General features: G+C 75.1%; 18 protein-coding genes and 1 pseudogene. 12 read left to right on the plus strand and 7 right to left on the minus strand.

Annotated elements, in window-relative coordinates; translation table 11 throughout:
- Positions 1-26: 26 nt before the first annotated feature.
- Both AC230_RS24350 and asnB read right to left on the minus strand, forming a co-directional pair.
- Positions 27-1,235 (minus strand): cytochrome P450, encoded by a 1,209-nt coding sequence (locus AC230_RS24350; protein WP_049718461.1) that lies wholly within the window; start codon positions 1,233-1,235, stop codon positions 27-29.
- A gap of 45 nt (positions 1,236-1,280) precedes the next feature.
- Positions 1,281-3,143, minus strand: a complete 1,863-nt coding sequence (gene asnB / locus AC230_RS24355; RefSeq protein WP_049718462.1) for an asparagine synthase (glutamine-hydrolyzing) — start codon at positions 3,141-3,143, stop codon at positions 1,281-1,283.
- A gap of 231 nt (positions 3,144-3,374) precedes the next feature.
- Between asnB and AC230_RS24360 the strand changes: the two genes are divergently transcribed.
- Positions 3,375-4,484 carry a methyltransferase gene (locus AC230_RS24360; protein WP_107082228.1) on the plus strand — a complete coding sequence of 370 codons (1,110 nt, stop codon included), beginning with the start codon at positions 3,375-3,377 and terminating at the stop codon, positions 4,482-4,484.
- 32 nt (positions 4,485-4,516) lie between these two features.
- On the opposite strand, the gene AC230_RS24365 is transcribed toward AC230_RS24360, so the two are convergent.
- A complete protein-coding gene (locus AC230_RS24365) occupies positions 4,517-5,674 on the minus strand; it encodes a nucleotide disphospho-sugar-binding domain-containing protein (RefSeq protein ID WP_049718463.1) in 1,158 nt (385 codons plus the stop codon).
- Between the two features lie 124 nt (positions 5,675-5,798).
- On the opposite strand from AC230_RS24365, the gene AC230_RS24370 reads away from it, so the two are divergent.
- The 11 genes from AC230_RS24370 to AC230_RS24420 all read left to right on the plus strand — a co-directional run bounded on the left by AC230_RS24370 (position 5,799) and on the right by AC230_RS24420 (position 12,571).
- Positions 5,799-6,479 carry an SDR family NAD(P)-dependent oxidoreductase gene (locus AC230_RS24370; protein WP_049718464.1) on the plus strand — a complete coding sequence of 227 codons (681 nt, stop codon included), beginning with the start codon at positions 5,799-5,801 and terminating at the stop codon, positions 6,477-6,479.
- Between the two features lie 101 nt (positions 6,480-6,580).
- Positions 6,581-6,916, plus strand: a complete 336-nt coding sequence (locus AC230_RS24375; RefSeq protein ID WP_049718465.1) for a TcmI family type II polyketide cyclase — start codon at positions 6,581-6,583, stop codon at positions 6,914-6,916.
- Complete coding sequence (locus AC230_RS24380; protein ID WP_049718466.1) at positions 6,913-7,359, plus strand: cupin domain-containing protein; 447 nt, start codon at positions 6,913-6,915, stop codon at positions 7,357-7,359. The genes AC230_RS24375 and AC230_RS24380 overlap by 4 nt, the downstream gene beginning before the upstream one ends.
- The gene (locus AC230_RS24385; protein WP_049718467.1) at positions 7,356-8,630 is read left to right on the plus strand and encodes a beta-ketoacyl-[acyl-carrier-protein] synthase family protein; all 1,275 of its coding nucleotides are present in this window, start codon (positions 7,356-7,358) and stop codon (positions 8,628-8,630) included. The genes AC230_RS24380 and AC230_RS24385 overlap by 4 nt, the downstream gene beginning before the upstream one ends.
- Complete coding sequence (locus AC230_RS24390) at positions 8,627-9,931, plus strand: ketosynthase chain-length factor (RefSeq protein ID WP_078871539.1); 1,305 nt, start codon at positions 8,627-8,629, stop codon at positions 9,929-9,931. Before AC230_RS24385 ends, AC230_RS24390 begins: the two co-directional genes overlap by 4 nt.
- On the plus strand, positions 9,928-10,188 hold the full coding sequence (locus AC230_RS24395; protein WP_049718468.1) for an acyl carrier protein: 261 nt from the start codon (positions 9,928-9,930) through the stop codon (positions 10,186-10,188). The genes AC230_RS24390 and AC230_RS24395 overlap by 4 nt, the downstream gene beginning before the upstream one ends.
- Before the next feature lies 1 nt (position 10,189).
- Positions 10,190-10,654: an SRPBCC family protein gene (locus AC230_RS24400; RefSeq protein WP_049718469.1), complete on the plus strand. Its 465-nt coding sequence runs from the start codon at positions 10,190-10,192 to the stop codon at positions 10,652-10,654.
- Entirely contained in the window at positions 10,647-11,108 is a 462-nt protein-coding gene (locus AC230_RS24405; protein WP_049718470.1) for an anthrone oxygenase family protein, read from the plus strand. The genes AC230_RS24400 and AC230_RS24405 overlap by 8 nt, the downstream gene beginning before the upstream one ends.
- A gap of 46 nt (positions 11,109-11,154) precedes the next feature.
- Positions 11,155-11,907, plus strand: a complete 753-nt coding sequence (locus AC230_RS24410; RefSeq protein WP_049718471.1) for an SDR family NAD(P)-dependent oxidoreductase — start codon at positions 11,155-11,157, stop codon at positions 11,905-11,907.
- Complete coding sequence (locus AC230_RS24415) at positions 11,904-12,257, plus strand: antibiotic biosynthesis monooxygenase family protein (RefSeq protein ID WP_277816930.1); 354 nt, start codon at positions 11,904-11,906, stop codon at positions 12,255-12,257. The genes AC230_RS24410 and AC230_RS24415 overlap by 4 nt, the downstream gene beginning before the upstream one ends.
- Positions 12,254-12,571 carry an antibiotic biosynthesis monooxygenase family protein gene (locus tag AC230_RS24420; RefSeq protein WP_049718878.1) on the plus strand — a complete coding sequence of 106 codons (318 nt, stop codon included), beginning with the start codon at positions 12,254-12,256 and terminating at the stop codon, positions 12,569-12,571. The genes AC230_RS24415 and AC230_RS24420 overlap by 4 nt, the downstream gene beginning before the upstream one ends.
- 199 nt (positions 12,572-12,770) lie before the next feature.
- Here the strand turns inward: AC230_RS24420 and AC230_RS24425 are convergent, their stop codons facing one another.
- From AC230_RS24425 to AC230_RS24435, 4 genes and pseudogenes are all read right to left on the minus strand, one after another.
- Entirely contained in the window at positions 12,771-14,711 is a 1,941-nt protein-coding gene (locus tag AC230_RS24425) for an AfsR/SARP family transcriptional regulator (RefSeq protein ID WP_078871540.1), read from the minus strand.
- A 305-nt stretch (positions 14,712-15,016) separates the two neighbouring features.
- On the minus strand, positions 15,017-15,523 hold the full coding sequence (locus AC230_RS34750; RefSeq protein ID WP_422125639.1) for an aromatic-ring hydroxylase C-terminal domain-containing protein: 507 nt from the start codon (positions 15,521-15,523) through the stop codon (positions 15,017-15,019).
- A gap of 18 nt (positions 15,524-15,541) precedes the next feature.
- Positions 15,542-16,627: pseudogene (locus AC230_RS24430) on the minus strand (FAD-dependent oxidoreductase); the annotation flags it as partial.
- Positions 16,624-18,060, minus strand: coding sequence for an MFS transporter (locus AC230_RS24435; protein WP_157868649.1), 1,437 nt, complete (start codon positions 18,058-18,060; stop codon positions 16,624-16,626). The pseudogene AC230_RS24430 and the gene AC230_RS24435, both read right to left, overlap by 4 nt.
- Positions 18,061-18,093: the final 33 nt, after the last annotated feature.

Raw genomic sequence — 18,093 nt, forward strand, 5'->3', positions numbered from 1 at the left:
GTGCGTGGGGGGTGGCGGCGGAGCGGCTACCAGGTGACCGGAATCGCGCGGGCTCCGTAGATCTGCATGTCGGAACGCATCGGCACCTCCTCGGCCGGGACGGCCAGGCGGAGGCCGGGGAAGCGGCGGACCAGCGCGCCGAACGCGATCCGCAGCTCCATGCGGGCCAGTTGCTGGCCCAGGCACTGGTGGACGCCGTAGGCGAAGGCGACGTGCCGTCCCGGCTGCCGGGTCACGTCGAAGACGTCCGGTGCCTCGAAGCGCTCCGGGTCGCGGTTGGCCGACTCGATCGACAGCACGATCGGGTCACCGGCCCGGATCCGCCGCCCGCCGATCTCGGTGTCCTCCCGCGCGGTGCGCGGCAGCCCGAACGGCGCGACCGACAGATAGCGAAGGATCTCCTCCACACCCCCCTCGACGAGCCCGGGACGGTCGCACAGCCTCTCCCACTCCCCGCGGTGCGTGAGCAGGGCGAGCGCGCCCATGCCGAGCATGCCGGCGGTGGTCGCGTAGCCCGCGATCACCAGCAGGTTGCCGATGGCCACCAACTCGTCGTCCGACAAAGGTACTCCGCCGTCCGGCTCGGCCCGCACCAGACGGCTGATCAGCCGGTCGTCGGGGTTCCGCCGCTTCTCCCGGACGAGGGCGCGCATGCAGTCGGCCATGCCGGTCATCGCCGCCAGCAACTCCTCCTTCGTCCGCTCCAGCCGCTGCATCACGTCCGCGTGCCGCCGGAACCGCTCGACGTCCGCCGCCGGCATGCCGAGCAGCTCGCCGATGACCAGCGACGGCACGGGGGTCGCGAAGTCCCGCACCAGGTCGGCCGGGGGGCCGGCGGCGGCCATCGCGTCCAGCCGCTCGCCGACGATCGCCTCGATGCGCGGGGCGAGGACCTTCAGCCGGCGGACGGTGAACTCCCCGGTCAGCAGGCGCCGGTAGCGGGTGTGCTCGGGCGGGTCCATCCCGATGAACGCGGTGCCGAACCCGGAGGCCGCCCACTCCGCCGGGGTGAGCGTGACCGAGGAGACCGTGGTCTGGAACTGCCGGCGGGCGCTGACCGCCGGGCTGACCAGGGCCTCCGTCACGTCCGCGAAGCGGGTGACCAGCCAGCCGGCGTTCCCGTCCGGCAACCGCAGCCGGCTGACCGGGCATTCGGCGCGCAGGCGGGCGTACTCGGACGGCGGGTCCAGCGGACGCCGCCGGGTCAGCGGCAGGGGCCGCGGGCTGTCGGTCATGGCGGTCCTTCCTCGAAAGGGGCCTGTGCGCGGTCCTGTTCACCGTCACAGGACGAGTTCGACGTCGTAGTGCCGCAGCCACAGGTCGAGCTGGAGGACGAGCTCGATGTTCATGCGGCTGTGCCAGCCGCCGGCCGCGCCGGAGGCGTCGGCCGCCGCGCGGCGGGCCGCGCCGGTGTCCACCAGCGGCAGCACCGGGGAGTCCCGGCGGTCCAGCAGAGCGGCCAGTTCACGGCGCAGCGCCCGCGCGTAGGCGGGGTCCTGGGTCACCGGCCAGGGGCTCTTGGGCCGCAGCAGCACGTGCCGCGGCAGCCGGCCGGCGACCGCGGCCCGCAGCAGGCTCTTCTCCCGGCCGTCGAAGGTCTTCAGCGACCACGGCACGTTGTAGAGGTACTCCACCAGCCGGTGGTCGCAGAACGGGACGCGCGCCTCCAGCCCGGAGGCCATGCTCAGCCGGTCCACGCGGTCCAGCAGCATCGGCAGCCAGCGCGTCAGGTGCAGGTAGCAGAGTTCGCGCATGCGGTGCTCGCGGGCGTCCTCGCCGTCCTGGTGCGGCGCCTCCGCGCACGCGCGCCGGTAGACCTCGGCGTAGTGCCCCGGCATGTCGATCTTCTCCAGCAGCGCGGGCGCCAGCAGGCCGCGCCCCATGCCCGCCGGCCGGCAGCTGTCGTGCAGGTCCTCCATGGCCACCCAGGGAAAGGTCGGGGCCCCGGCGAACTCCGGCCGGTGCAGCCAGAGGTAGCCGCCGAACAGCTCGTCCGCGCCCTCCCCGACGAGCGCCACCGTGGAGTGCTGCTTGACGCGGCGGAAGGTGTGCAGCAGCGAGGCGTCCATGTCCCCGTACGGGGTGGGCATGTCCTGCGCGCGGACCGTCGCGAGCCGGGTGCCCGGGTCCAGCAGCTCCGGGGTGGTCAGCACGATCTCGGTGTGGTCGGTGCCGATCCGGCGCGCCACGTCCGCCGCGTACGGGGCGTCCGGCGCGCCCCGGGTGTCGTCCGGGCGGAAGGCGGCGCTGTAGCCCTCGAAGGTGGTCGTCACCGTCCGCCCCCGGCGCCCGTCCCGCGCGCCCGGAGCCGCGGCCGCCAGGGCGGCGACCGCGCTGGAGTCGAGGCCGCCGGACAGGGCGGTGCACAGCGGGACGTCCGAGACGAGCTGCCGGCGGACGGCGCCCTCCAGCAGACCGCGCACCGCGGCGACCGCCGCGTCCCGCCCGTCGGCGCGGGGCACCGCCCGCAGCGCCCAGTAGCGGGTCTCGCGGACGCCGCCGCGGCCCGCCACCGCCACGTGCCCGGGCGGGAGTTCGCGCATGTCGCGGAAGACCGCCCGGCCCGGCGTCTTGGCCGTGGCCAGCAGCTCGCGCAGCCCGTCCCCGTCCACCCGCGGCCGCACCAGCGGGTTGGCCAGCAGCGCCTTGGGCTCCGAGCCGAACAGGACGCCCTCCGGCAGCCGCGTGTAGAACAGCGGCTTCACGCCGAGCCGGTCGCGCACCAGCGTCAGCTCCTCGCGGCCCGGATCCCACACCCCGAAGGCGAACATGCCCTCCAGCCGCTCCGCGCAGCCCGCCCCCCACTCCAGGAAGGACCGCAGCACCACCTCCGTGTCGCCGGCCGTCCGGAAGCGGTGGCCGGCGCGGCGCAGACGGCCGCGCAGCTCACCGGCGTTGTAGACCTCGCCGCTGTACGTGATGACCGCCCGCGTGCGCCCGCCCTCCCGGACGGCCATCGGCTGGGCGCCGCCGGCCAGGTCGACGACGGCGGTCCGGGTGTGCCCCAGCGCGGCGTGGCGGGCGCACCACGTCCCCTCGGAGTCCGGCCCCCGGGCGCCCAGGGCCCGGGTCATCGCCGTCACGGCCGGGCGCGCGGCCGTCAGGTCCCGTGAGAAGTCCATCCAGCCGGTGACGCCGCACATGACAGCCCTCCAGGTCCAGCCCGTCCGCGGTGGCCGATCAGGGTCAGGATGGTCGGCGCCCCCGCTCGACAGGGGCTCGACGGCCCCTCGACGGTGGGGGACGCGCGGCGCGGGTTGCCCGCGGGCGGCGGCTGCGCCACGATCGGCAGACGCAACTCCCCGTGTGGGAGGGGCGGTTGGGAAGGATCCTGTCGGCTCTTTCGGATCATCGGCACGCGGAAGGCGGTCGCGATGGACGCGCAGGGGACGGACGCGCAGGGGACGAACGCGGGGGGCACGGACGCGGGGGAGAACCCGCGCGGACTGCACGGCGGCGTCGGCTTCTTCGACCCGGACCTGCCCCCGCGGCAGCAGGTCCTCGGCCTCCTGTACGGCAAGTGGGTCCTCGGGGCGCTCCGCGCCCTGGTCGAGCTCCGGGTGCCCGACGTGCTCGCCGCCGGCGCGCGGACCGCCGCCGAGATCGCGGAGGAGACGGCGGCCGACACCGACGCCCTGCACCGGGCGCTGCGGGCGGTCGCGGCGACCGGCGCCCTGGAGCAGCGGGCCGGCGGCCGGTTCGCGCTGACGCCGCTGACCGAGGGGCTGGTCTCCGACGCCCCGAAGGGCGTCCGCGACATGTTCCTGCTCGCCTCCGACCCGCTGTTCTGGCGGCCGTACGAGGACGTGGCGCACACCCTGCGCACGGGCGGGACGGCCCTGTCCCACGTCTTCGGCACCTCCTTCTACGACTACCTGCGGGCGCACCCGGACACCTGGGCGCTGTTCGACCGGGCGATGGAGCAGAACCACTGGCCGGCGTCCGACCGGATCCTCGACGGGTTCGACTTCGGCCGCTTCCGCCGCATCGCGGACATCGGCGGCGGCAAGGGCCAGTTCCTGGCGGAGATCCTGCGCCGGCACCCGTCCTGCACCGGTGTGCTCGCCGACCAGCCGCACACCGTCGCCGGGGCCCGCGAGACGCTGGAGAAGGCCGGCGTCGCCGACCGGGTCACCGTCGTGCCGACCGACTTCTTCGCCGGGGTGCCCGCCGGCTGCGACGCCTACTTCGTCAAGCACACCCTCCACAACTGGGACGACGACAAGGCCGGACTCATCCTGCGCGGGATCCGGCGGGCCGTCGGGGACGACGCCGGCGCCCGCCTGCTGATCGTCGACCTGCTGCTGCGGGGCCCGGGGGAGTGGGACGTGGGCAAGCTGATGGACGTGGAGGCGCTCGCCGTCATCGGCGGCCGGGAACGCGACCGCGGGGAGTGGGACCGCCTCGCCGCGGCCGCCGGTTTCCGGCCCGCCAACGACCCGGAGCCGGGCAGCCTGGCGCTCCTCGAATACCGCCCCGTCTGACGGGACTCACGTACCGCCCCCTCCGGCGGGACTCACGCGGCGCAGGACTCCAGGGCCGCGGCCACGTCCGCCGGGGACGGCCGCCCGCGCATCTCCTCCGCGACCGCGCGGGCGGCCGCCCGCTCCGCGGCGCCGCCCCCGGTCAGCCGGGCGACCGCCTCCCGCAGGGCCGCGGCCCCCGCCGCGCCCCCGGCGAGCACGCCCGCGTCCAGCACCACGCCCGCGCCGCGCGCGGCCACCCGCGCCGCGTGCCCGGCGTGGTCCGGCAACTGGGGCACCAGCAGCAGCGGGACGCCGGCCCGCAGCGCGGTGAGGACGCTCGCCGCACCGCCGTGCCCGGCCAGCAGGTCGCACCCGGCCAGGACCTGGTCGAGGGGCGCGTCGACCAGGACCCGCACGCCGTCCGGCAGCGGACCGAGCAGCGGCCGCTGCGCCGCCGACACCGCCACGACGACGTCCGCGCCCGCCCCGGCCGCGGCGGCGGCCACCCGGCCGACGGGGAAGCGCTCCGGCGCGACCCGGGCGATGGTGTGCCCCCAGCTCACACAGACCCGCGGGCGGCCACGGGCCGGGGGAGGGACGTCCGGCCGCGGCGCGGGGGCGCCGAACGGCACGTACCGCAGCGGCAGCCGGCGGTGGGGCCCGGCCACCTGCACACCGGCCGGCACGGGATCGACGGTGGCCGCCCCGTACGGGTCGAAGGCCTCTGCGCCGAGGCGGCGGGCCAGGGGCGCGAGCGCCTCGGCCAGGAGCGGGCCCGCGTCCGCCAGCAGGTCCGCCCCGTACAGGTGGCGCACGGCAGGCACCCCGGCCGCCGCGGCAGCCGGCGGGCCCGCCAGCGCCGTCGCGTCGTGGACCAGCAGGTCGGCCCGCCGGCCGCGGAGCAGGCGGGCCAGGTCACCGGCCATCGCCTCGGCGTGCGCGAGCAGCATGCGGACGGCGCGCGGCGGACCGCCGGGACGGGGGCCGCCGCCCGGTCCGGCCGGCAGCAGGTACTCCCGCACCATGGCCACGGAGTCGACGTCCGTGCCGACGGCCGCGGCCGGCAGCCCCGCGGCCACGACGTCGCCGACCAGCGCGGGCTGGCCGGCGAACACCACCTCGTGCCCCGCCGCCCGGCACGCCAGGGCGAGCGGCGCGAGCGCGTGCAGATGAGTCCGCCACGCCCACGCCGTGAACACCATCCGCATCTCCGGTGGCCTCCTTCGCCGTTCCGCCCCCGCTCACGGCGACGGTGACAAGCCGCTCTCGAACCCGGCTCGACTCCGCGCGAAGACCATGGCCGGCCGACGCAGCCGACGCGAGGGAGACGCCATGACACCGCGCACCGCACTGATCACCGGAGCCGGCCGGGGACTCGGGCTCGCCGTCGCCGCCGAACTCGCCCGCCGCGGCCTGCGGGTGGTCGTGACCGCCCGCGACGCCGCGTCCGCCGCCCGCGCCGCCGCCCGCACCGGCCCCGGCGTCCTCGCGCACCCCCTGGACGTGACCGACCCGGACGCCGCGCGCGGGGCCGCGGAGCGACTGCCCGCCGTGGACGTCCTGGTGTGCAACGCCGGGGTCCTGCTCGACGCCGGCCACGACCCGCTGACCGTGCCCGACGGCCTCGTCGAGCGCACGGTCGCCGTCAACCTGCTCGGCGGGTGGCGGGTGGCCCGGGCGTTCGTCCCCGGGATGGTGCGCCGCGGCTGGGGGCGCGTCGTGTTCGTCTCCAGCGCCACCGGATCGTTCCACCTCGGGCTGTGGTCCGGCGCGCCGGCGTACGCGCTGTCCAAGACCGCCGTCAACGGCCTGACCACCCTGCTCGCCGAACGGACCAGGGGCACCGGGGTGCTGGTCAACGCCGTCAACCCGGGCCGGGTGCGGACGCGGATGGCGCCCGCCGCCGAACGCACCGCCGAGGAGGCCGCGGTGGACGTCGCCGACGCGGCGACCCTCCCCGACGACGGCCCCACCGGGGCGTTCCTCGCCCGCGGCCGGCGCATCCCCTGGTGACCGCCGCCACCAGCGGCCGTGGAGGCGGGGTCGAGCCGGCCTCCACCGCCGGCCCCCAGCATGGGCGGGCCCGTTCGATCCCACGCGCCGAAGGAGAGACCGTGCACCGAACCCTGATCGTCGCGAAGCTCAGGACCGGGGACCCCGGGCGGATCGCGGAGGTCTTCGCCGAGTCCGACGCCACCGACCTGCCGCACATGGTCGGCGTCTCCCGGCGGACGCTGTTCACCTTCCACGACCTGTACTTCCACCTCGTCGAGGCGGACCAGGACATCGCCCCCGACCTCTACCGGGCCCGCAGCCACCCCCTCTACCGGGACATCAACACCAAGCTCGCGGACCTCGTGCTGCCCTACGACCCCGACTGGCGGGAGCCCAAGGACGCGATGGCGTCGCCCTTCTACACCTGGACGGCCGAGGAGGGCCGGGTGCGATGACCTCCGCCACCGGGGAAGGAGCGCGCGCGCCGAAGGTCAACGTCGCCGACGCGGCGCCCAACCGCCGCCGGGGCGGCGACATCAGGGTCACGCTGAGCCCCCGCACCGTCGGGGCCGCCTCCGGCTTCGGGGGCTTCCTGTACCTGGAGCCCGGCGAGGCCGTGACCGAGCACTACCACCCCTACTCCGAGGAGTTCGTCCACGTCGTCGCCGGCGAGCTGGAGATGACGGTGGACGGCGAGCCGGTCCCGCTCGGGCCGGGCGACTCGCTGCTCGTCCCCACCGGCCTGCGCCACCGGCTGGTGAACACCGGCACCACGCGGGCCCGGGCCGTCTTCCACCTCTCCCCGCTGGCGCCCCGCCCCGAGCTCGGCCACGTCGACACCGAGCCGCCGCCCCGGCCCGGCCTGCCGGGCCCGGCCGTCGGAGGGGGCAGCCCATGAGCAGGACGGCCGCCATCACCGGCATCGGCGTCGTGGCCCCCGGCGGCCTCGGCCGCGAGGCCTTCTGGGAGCTGCTCACCGAGGGCAGGACGGCCACCCGCCGCATCACCCTCTTCGACCCCGCCGCCTTCCGCTCGCGGATCGCGGCCGAGGTCGACTTCGACCCCCGGGCGGCCGGCCTCACCGCCCCGCAGATCCGGCGGATGGACCGGGCCGCCCAGTTCGCCGTGGTCGCCGCCCGCGAGGCGGTGGCCGACAGCGGCCTCGATCTCGCCGGCGCCGACCCGGAACGCCTCGCCGTGAGCATCGGCAGCGCCGTCGGCTGCACCACGGGCCTGGAGCAGGAGTACGCGGTGCTCGCCGACGAGGGCCGCCGCTGGCTCGTCGACCACACCCTGGGCGTGCCCCACCTGTACGGCTACATGGTGCCCAGCACCCTCGCCGTCGAGGTCGCCCGCGAGGTGGCCGCCGAGGGCCCGGTGGCGCTGGTCTCCACCGGGTGCACCTCCGGGCTGGACGCGGTCGGCCACGGCGCCGCGCTCATCGAGGAGGGCTCCGCCGACATCGTGATCGCCGGGGCGACGGAGGCCCCGCTGTCACCGATCACCTCGGCCTGCTTCGACGCGATCCGCGCGACCTCGCCCAACAACGACGACGCGGAACACGCCTCCCGGCCCTTCGACGCCCGCCGCGACGGCTTCGTCCTCGGCGAGGGCGCCGCCGTCCTCGTCCTGGAGGAGACCGCGGCCGCCCGGCGGCGCGGCGCGCCCGGCTACGCGCACATCGTCGGCTTCGCCGGCCGCAGCAACGCCTTCCACATGACCGGACTCAAGCCCGACGGGCGGGAGATGGCCGAGGCCGTCCGCGTGGCGCTGGACCGGGCCCGGCTCGGCCCGGACGACGTGGACTACGTCAACGCCCACGGCTCCGGCACCAAGCAGAACGACCGGCACGAGACGGCCGCGTTCAAACGCGCCCTGGGACGGCGCGCCCACGAGATCCCGGTCAGCTCCATCAAGTCGATGATCGGCCACTCGCTGGGCGCCATCGGCTCGTTGGAGACCGCCGCCTGCGCGCTCGCCCTCGAACGGCAGGTCGTGCCGCCGACGGCGAACCTGCGCCACGCCGACCCCGAGTGCGACCTCGACTACGTCCCGCGCACCGCCCGCGAGCACGCCATGGACGTCGTGCTCACCGTGGGCAGCGGCTTCGGCGGCTTCCAGACGGCGATGCTGCTCGCCCGGCCCGGGGCGCGCGGAGGACGCGGATGACCGCGCGAGAGGCGGCCGCCGGTCCCGTCGTGACCGGCATCGGCGTGTGCGCGCCCACGGGGATCGGCACGGAGGCGCACTGGCAGGCGGTGCTGGCGGGCAAGTCCGGGATCCGCCGGATCGACCGCTTCGACCCGACGCCGTACCCCGTCCGGTACGCCGGACAGGTGCCCGGCTTCTCGGCGAAGGAGCACCTGCCCGCCCGGCTGATCCCGCAGACCGACCACTGGACCCACCTCGGCCTGGCCGCCGCCGCGTCGGCCCTCGCCGACGCCGGCGTGGACCCGGCGGAGCTCCCCGAGTACGAGATGGCGGTGGTCACCGCCGGCTCCTCGGGCGGGACGGAGTTCGGGCAGCACGAGATGACGCGGCTCTACCGCAACGGCCCGTCCTGGGTGGGGGCCTACCAGTCGATCGCGTGGTTCTACGCCGCCACCACCGGCCAGATCTCCATCCGGCACGGCATGCGCGGACCGTGCGGCGTGCTGTGCTGCGAGCAGGCGGGCGGGCTCGACGTGCTCGGACAGGCCCGCAGGCTCGTCCGGCTCGGGGCCCGGCTGGTCGTCAGCGGCGGCACGGACGCCTCGCTGTGCCCCTACGGACTGGCCGCCCAGCTCACCGCCGGCGGGCTGTCCACCGTCGACGACCCGGCCCGCGCCTACCTGCCGTTCGACGCCGCGGCCTCCGGCCACCTGCCCGGCGAGGGCGGGGCCCTGCTGATCGTCGAGAGCGCCGCGGCCGCCCGCGACCGCGGCGCCGGGGAGGGCTACGGGACCGTCGCCGGCTACGCCGCCGGCTTCGACCCGCCGCCCGGCTCCCCCCGCCCGCCGGCGCTGCGCCGCACGATCGAACGGGCCCTGGCCGACGCCGGTCTCCAACCGGCCGACGTGGACGTGGTGTTCGCCGACGCCGCCGGACTGCCCGCGCGGGACCTGGCCGAGGCGCGGGCGCTCGCCGCCGTCTTCGGCCCCCGGGCGGTGCCCGTCACCGCGCCGAAGACGCTGACGGGCCGGCTCTACGGCGGCGGCGCGGCGCTCGACGTGGCGACCGCGCTGCTGGCCCTGCGGGACGGCGTCATCCCGCACACCGCCGGCCCCGAACGGCCGGCGCCGGGCTGCGAGATCGACCTGGTGACCGCCCGGCCCCGCGACGCCGACCTGCGGACGGCGCTCGTCGTGGCCCGGGGACACGGGGGGTTCAACGCGGCGCTCGTCCTGCGACGGCCCCGCTGGCACCGCGCGCCGGCCGGCAGCGTGCATCAGCACCGCGCACCAAGCGGAACACGAGGAGGAAGCGGATGAACGAGTTCACCCTGTCCGACCTGGAGGAGATCCTCTCGGCCGCCTCCGGCACCGACGAGCCGGTCGAGCTGGGCGGCGAGCGCGCCGACGCGCCGTTCGCCGAGCTGGGCCTCGACTCGCTGGCGATCCTGGAGCTCTGCGGCCGGCTGGAGCGGCGCTACGGGGTGTCCGTCGCCGACGACGCCGTCGCGGAGATGCCGACGCCGGCCGCGGCGGTCGCCTACGTCAACGCCCTGCTCGCGAAGGCGAGGGCCTGAGATGGCGGGCCACACGGACAACGCGATCGTCATCGACGCCCCGTACGAGCTGGTCTGGTCGATGACCAACGACATCCCGTCCTGGCCGCGGCTGTTCAGCGAGTACTCCGAGGCGACCGTCCTGTCCGAGAAGGACGGCACCGTCGTCTTCCGGCTCGCGCTGCACCCGGACGAGAAGGGCACCGTGTGGAGCTGGGTCTCCGCGCGGACCCCGGACGAGGCCACCGGCACGGTGCGGTCCCAGCGCGTGGAGACCGGGCCGTTCAAATACATGTGGATCTTCTGGGAGTACCTCCCCACCGAACGGGGCGTCCGGATGCGGTGGGTGCAGGACTTCGAGATGAAGCCGGAGGCACCGGTCGACGACGCGGCGATGCGGCAGCGGCTCGACCGCAACACCGCCGTGCAGATGCGCCTGATCAAGGAGAAGGTCGAGGCGGCGGCCCGGAGCGGGCGCCGTGCGTGAGGTGCTCGTCCCGCTCGTGGTGCTGGCCAACGGCCTCGCCGCCGGCGTCCTGGCCGGCACCCAGCTCGGCGGCTGGCCCCTGCTGCGCGGCCTGCCGCCCGACCGGTACGTCCACGCGCACGCGTTCTTCGCCACCCGCTACGACCCGTTCATGCCGGTGTGCCTGCTGGTGACGCTGCTGGGGGACGCGGTGCTCGGGGCGACCGGCCACGGACCCGCCGTCCGCGCGCTGTTCCTCGCCGCGGCGCTGCTGGCCCTCTGCACGGTCGCCGTCTCGCTCACGAAGAACGTCCCGGTCAACAAGTGGGTGCGCTCGCTCGACCCGGACCACCTGCCCGGCGACTTCGCCGAGCGCGACCCCCGCCGGCACTGGGGCCGGTGGAACCGCGTCAGGACGCTGCTGTCCGCGCACGCCCTGGTCGCCAACTGCGTCGCCGTCGGGCTGTCGTTGTGAGCGGGACGCACAGGAAACCGTCCGTTACGAAGAGAGGAAACCGCGGATGAACCTCGACCTGGAAGGCAGGAAGGCACTGGTGACCGGCGGCACGCGGGGCGTCGGCCGGGGCATCGTCCTCGCCCTCGCCCGCCACGGCGTCGACGTCGTCACCTGCTACCGGCAGGACACCGAGGCCGCCGCCTCGCTCGAACGCGAACTCAAGGACACCGGCGGCCACCACCACGTCCTGCGCGCCGACCTGGCCGACCCGGGGCAGATCACCGGCCTCCTCGACGAGTGCCGCACACGCCTCGGCCGGCTCGACCTGATCGTCAACAACGCCGCCGTCATCAGCCACGTACCGTACGGCGAACTGCCGCCGGAGGACTGGCAGCGCACGCTCGCCACCAACCTCACCGCCGCCCACCTGGTCGTCCAGGGAGCGCTTCCGCTGCTGGGCGAGGGCGCTTCGGTGGTGAGCGTCAGCTCGAAGTCCGTCGAGGTCGGCATACCGCTGCGCGCGCACTACACCGCCACCAAGGCCGCCCTGCACGGGCTGAACCGCACGCTGGCCCGGGAGTTCGGCGGCCGGGGCGTCCGCTTCAACGTGCTCTCCCTCGGCATGATCCACACCGAGGCGGTCGACGCGCTCCCGGACGACCAGCGGCGCGCCATGGTCGAACGCTACGCCGGCAAGACGTCGCTGGGCCGGCTCGGCACCCCCGAGGAGGTCGCCGGCGCCGTGCTGTGGCTGGCCAGCGACCTGTCCCGCTACGTGACCGGCGCGGTCCTCCCCGTCGACGGGGGGATCTCGTGAGCGGCGCGGCGGGCCCGTTCCGGGTCGTGCTCAGGATGCGGATCAAGGCGGGTCTGGAGGGCGAGTTCGAGCGCGTGTGGCGGGAGATCGGGGACGCGGTCACCTCGCACCCGGCCAACCTCGGCCAGTGGCTGGCGCACGGCGAGGACGGCGACTACTACATCGTCAGCGACTGGACGGACGAGACCGGCTTCCGCCGCTTCGAGACCAGCCGGCGTCACCTGAAACACCGTCAGGCGCTGCACCCGTACCGCTCGGCGGGCTCCATGACCACCATGCGCGTGGTCGCCCACCTGCCGGGCGCCGCCGGGGCCGGCCGTACGCACGAGCAGTGGGAGGCGGCGGGGTGAGCGGCGGACTGCGGGTGATGCTCCACCACGTCACGGACGACGTCCCCGGCATCGAGTCGGCCTACCACGAGGCGAGTTCACGCCTCGCCGGCGTCCCCGGGCTGCTCGGCAACGAACTGCTGCGCTCGGTGCACGACCCCCGCGGATTCGTCGTGGTCAGCTCCTGGCGGGACGTCGCCGCCTTCCGCGCGTGGGAGCGGGGCGCCGCGCACCGGGACCAGACGGCACCGCTGCGCCCGTACCGGGACCTGTCCCTGGAGCGGCCGTTCGGCGTGTACCGCGTGACGGCCGCGTACCCGGCGGCCCGGGGGTAGGGGATGTGCGCGCCGCGGACACCGGCGGGACGCCACCACGGCGGGCGGAGCCGTGCGTGGTGGCGGTCCGCCGCGCGGACGGTGCTGGTCGCGCTGGCCGCCGTCGGGACGAACCTGTCCGCCTGCCTGCCGCTCCCGCCGGAGGCGGCGGGCGGCGTCGGCCCCTGGTGGGACGGCCGTACGACCGGCCCGGACGGCCTCAGCCGGTGTTCTCCACCCACTCCAGACGGTCGTCCGCGGCGGCGAGGGCCGGCTGCAGCAGGTCGCCGGCGCCGTCCCCGTCGTGCCCGGCGAGCATCCTGACCAGCCGCTCACGGGCGTAGACCCGGGTCAGCCCGGGGAAGGTGTAGTGCACCGTCTCGTTCTCCGCCGGGACGATCCCGATCAGATGCCGGTCCACGTAGCGCTGGAGGAACCGCTCCACCGTCCTGCTGTCGCTGCCCAGGAGCTCCACCACCTCCTCGGTGGCGAACTCCTTGTGGGGGAGCAGGCTCAGCAGCCGGAAGACGCTCCGCTCCACCCGGTTGAGCCGGTCGTAGCTGGAGTCGTACAGGGACCGCACGTCGAGCTCGCCGAGCCGGAGCTCGTCCAGCAGCCGGCTGGACCGGATCAACTGCTCGACCAGCGTCGTCAGGGACAGCCCCGGGCTCCTGCCGAGCCGCCCGCCGATGCAGCGCACGGCCAGCGGCAGCGCGCCGACCACTTCCACCAGCCGGGTGGCGGCGGCGGGTTCCCGGCCGACCCGCGCCGCGCCGACGATGCGGGCGAGGAGCTCCCGGCCCTCGGCGGGCTCCATGGCGTCGAGGCTGATGTGCCAGGCGCCGCCGGGCCCGTAGAGCCGGCGGCGGCTGGTGAGGATGACCGCGCACCGCGGGCCCCCGGGGAGCAGGAGCCGGGCGTCCGCCAGGGACGCCGCATCGTCCAGCACCACCAGCAGCTTGCGGCCGACCGTCGTCGAGCGGAAGAGCTTGCAGCGCTCCTCCAGGTCCTCGGGCACCTGCGACTCGGCCAGGCCGAGGGCGCGCAGGAAGCCGTGCAGGACGTCCGCCGGGTCCCGGCCGGCCCCGGTGGAACCGCGCAGGTCCGCGTACAGCTGCCCGTCCTCGAAGTGCGGGCGGACCGTGTGTGCCATGTGCACCGCCAGCGCGGTCTTGCCCACCCCCGGCATGCCCGTGATCACGGCCACCGGGGTCGCGGTCGGACAGGACGGGCCCGCGCCCCGCGGGGCCAGCGCGAGCGGGGCCCGGCCGACGAGCGCCGCGCGCCCCGTGAAGTCGCAGAGGTCCGGGGGGAGTTGGGCGGGCACCGGGATGCGGGCCGACACGGTGCGGGGCGGCGCCGCCTCCCTGCCGTCGGCGGCCGCCACGACGGTCTGCTGCCGCTCGTACGGCGGGCCCACCGGCTCCTCCGACAGCAGCGCCTGGTGGAGCGCCTTCAGCCGCTGGCCCGGTTCGAGGCCCAGATTGTCGATCATGCTGCGCCGCAGCTCCTGGTAGACCTCCAGCGCCTCGTGGCGCCGGCCGGAGCGGTGCAGCGCGATCATCAGCGAGGCGTGGACGTGTTCGTGCAGCGGCCGGCTGAGGACGAGCGACTTGAGTTCGCTGACGAGCTCCTGGTGGCGGCCCAGTTGCAGATCCGCCTCGATGCGCAGATCGAGGGTGCGCCCGCGGAATTCCTCGAGTCTGGTGATGTAGGAGGAGAGGAGTGCGCCGGACACGACGTCCACCAGTGCGGAGCCGCGCCACCGGTCCAGCGCGCGGCGCAGCGTGTCGGCCGCCCGCAGGGGATCCTTGTTCTCCAGGAGGGCCTTTCCCTTCAGCGCCTCGTCCTCGAATGCGTGGAGATCGACCCGGGAGTCCGGCACGGTGAGCACATAGCCCCCCGGCCGGGTGCGTATACACGCCTCGGTGCCGTGCGCCACGAGGATTTTCCGGAGTTTGTAGATGTAGGTCTGGAGGGTGGTCATGGCGCTGGCGGGAGGGTTTTCCTCCCATAACTCGTCGATGAGTTCGGACGTCTGCACCAGAGAGTTTCTCCGCATGAGCAGAAGGGCTATCACCTGACGGGGCTTGGGTGCGGTCGGCGCGATGTTGTGCGTACCATCGAGGATTTCCAATGGCCCGAGAACTCGGAATTCCATGCAACATCCCCCATACTCAACGGTGTTGCAGAGCTGCCCAAGATTATCCCTCGACCCCGGGACTTTCAAGGCTCGCTGAATCGTCCTGCCGGTTGCTCCGGAATTATCAATTTATTTGAAAAAGGCGGAGAAAGTGGAATGCGGCACCGGGAATTCCCCGGTGCCGGCACCGACGTCAGTATGGGAGCGGGGCCTCGAGGACAGGTCGATTCCGCCTCGCACACGCGCCCCACGCGAAAAGCGGGCCTCCACTGCCGCACGACGGTGCGGGGCAGCGGGGGCCCGCTCGCGGGGCCGGAAGCCCGTCAGGGACGGGCGAGGATCCGGGCCAGCGCCCGCTCCAGCTCCCGCCCGGGCTCCGGGGAGCGGTCCTCGGCGCGCCAGGCGACGAAGCCGTCGGGCCGGACGAGGACGGCGCCCGCGGCGCCGATGCCGTAGGCGGCGGCGAACGCGTCGTCGTGGTCCTGGAGTTCGCCGCCGACGCGGTGGGCGGTCACCTTGACGCCGAGGGACGTCGCCGCCGCGGCCGCCTCCGTCCACTCGGTGCCGTCCCGGCCGGCGAGCAGGGTGAAGCCGTCGGTGAACAGGTCGAGGGTGGACAGCCGGGTGCCGGACCGGTCCAGCCAGACGTGCGGGGCGCGCAGCCCGGGGCGCCCCCCGGCCGTGCGGGGGTCCACCACCGGGGTGTCCGTGGCGGGGGCCCCGCCGAGGACGGCCGCCGACGCGTACCGGTAGCCGAAGATCATGGCGATGTCGTCGATGCTCTCCAGGTCCTCGGCGGTTCCCTGGTGCCGGTTCTCCAGCAGCCGCATCGTGTGGTCCAGGGTGACCCGGGCGACCGGGCGGCGTTCCTCGTGGTAGGTGTCGAGAAGTGCCTCACCCGCCTGGCCGTTGACCACGGCCGCGAGCTTCCAGGCCAGGTTGTGGGCGTCGGCGATGCAGGTGTTGGCGCCGTACGAGCCCGAGGGCGGGACGACGTGGGCCGCGTCGCCGGCGAAGAACACCCGCCCGGAGCGGTACCGCCGGGCGACCCAGCCGCCCACGGCGCTGTGGGAGATCTTCCGGCTCCAGCCGGTGACGGGCGGCACGAGGGTGAGCTCCAGGTCGTCGATCCCCGTGGCCTGGCGGGCCAGTTCGGCGCAGCGCTCCTCGGTGAAGTCCTCGGGGCTCTCCCCGCGGTCCGGGCGGAAGGGCACCCCCAGCATCCACCGGCCGAACTCCCGCAGCGGCACCAGGGCCGTGCCCTGCACGGGCCGGTCGACGTAGGCGAGCAGGAACCTGCGGTCGCGCAGCACGGACTTGAGGTCGGCCTCGAAGATGAAGTAGACGCTGTGGAAGAGCACTCCGGGCCCGTCCGTGCCGATGCCGAGCCGGTGGCGGACGCCCGCGCGGTGGCCGTCCGCGGCGACCAGCCAGTCCGCGCGGATCCGCGCCTCGCCGCCGGGACCGCGCACGGTGGCGGTGACGCCGTCCGCGTCCGTGCCGAAATCGACCAGTTCGGTGCCGAACCGTACGTCGGCGCCGGAGTGTTCGGCCTCGGCGCGTACGACGCGCTCCAGTTCGTCCTGGTCGATCATCGCCCAGTCGGTGGGGCTGAGGCTCCCGGGGGGCCGGCCGTGGGCGAGCAGGTCGATGCGGAAGCGCTCCTCGCCCGCGAGGGTGTCCGCGCCGATCATCTCCGGGAACGCGGCGAGCATGGAGGTGTGGTTGCGGATCTCCTCCTCCATGCGCAGCGAGCGGTAGATCTCCAGCGAGCGCGGGTTGAACGCCCGGGCCTGCGGCAGCATCGCGATCGACGGGTGCCGTTCCACCACGGTCGCCCGGACTCCCTGCCGGGCGAGGAACAGGGCGGTGGACAGCCCGGTGATGCCTCCCCCCACGACGAGGACGGAGGTGGTGCGGTCGTTCTCGGTCATCGTTCAGACACTCCTGTCATGGTTCCGTTTTCCCTGACCGACGAGTCGTCCGCGGGCCGGGCCCGCGGCAACGCGGCCGTCAGCGCGAGCGCCACGGCCAGAACCCCCGTGCTCACCGCGGTCGTCTGCGCGGTGGCCGCCGGGAAGCCGCTGTCCAGCCGGCTGAAGAAGACCGTGCCGAACAGGGCGATCCCGGTCGCGGTGGCGAGCTGGACGGTCGTGGTCACCACGCCCGACGCGGCGCCCGCGTGCCGCGGCCCGACCTCCGACAGCGACAGCGTCATCAGCGAGTTGAGCGAGGCCCCGTTCCCGAGGCCGAAGCCCAGCGCGGGCGCCAGCAGGGCCCACGGGGTCAGCGCGTTGCCGCGCCACGCGATCAACGCCGCCATCGCCCCCAGGCTCGCCACCAGCGTCACGATCGCGGCGACGGTCAGCGGCCGCTTGGCGCGCGGCGCCGCCCGCAGCGCCACCGCGTTGCCCACCACGATGCCCAGCGTCGTGGGGAGGAACGTCAGGGCGGCCCGCAACGGCGACCAGCCGAGCCCCAGTTGCATGTGCAGGGAGATGACGAAGAACACCCCGACCGCCGTGTTGACGGCGAAGGTGACGGCCTGGCCCGCCACCAGGCCGCGGCAGCGCAGGAGTTCCGGGGGGATCAGCGGCTCGCCGCCGCGCCGCGCGTGGGCGCGCTGCTGGCGGGCGAAGAGCGCGGCCAGCGGGACGGCCGCCGCCATCAGGGCGGCCGACCACCACGGCCAGCCCAGCTCGCGCCCCTGCACCAGGGGGTAGAAGAGGGCGAACAGCGCGGCGGTCAGCAGGACGAGCCCGCCCGGGTCGACCCGCCGGGCCGGGCCGGGCGGCCGCGCCGGCAGGGTCAGCAGGGCGCCGGCCGCCGCCGCCACCCCGACGGGCAGATTGACGAGGAAGATGGCCCGCCAGCCGGAGCCCAGCACGTCGGCCTGGGTGAGCAGGCCGCCCAGCAGCGGGCCGGCCAGCCCCCCGAGGGGGAAGGCGGCCGCGTAGCAGGCCATCGCCCTCGGCCGTTCGTCCTCGTCGAACTCGGCCTGGACGAACGAGAGGACCTGCGGGACCATCAGCCCGGAGCCGACCCCCTGCGCCACCCGCGCCGCGATCAGGACGCCCACGCCGGGGGCGAGCCCGGCCACCAGGGACGCGGCCGTGAAGCCCGCCATGCCCCACAGGAACAGCCGCTTGCGGCCGTAGCGGTCGCCGAGCCGGCCGCCGGTGATCAGGGTGACCCCGAACCCCAGCGCGTACCCGGCGGAGATCCACTGGAGCGACGCCTCGCCGGCCCCGAGCCGGTGCCTGATGGTCGGCAGCGCCACCGTGACGATCTGGTTGTCGACCATGTCCATGAGGACGGCCACGACCATCACCGCGAGCGCCCACCACCTGAGCGGGCTTCTCTCCACGACGCCCCTTTCCCGGCCCTGTCCGCCCCCCGC

It is taken from the genome of Streptomyces caatingaensis (genome assembly GCF_001187435.1).
Taxonomy (GTDB): Bacteria; Actinomycetota; Actinomycetes; order Streptomycetales; family Streptomycetaceae; genus Streptomyces; species Streptomyces caatingaensis.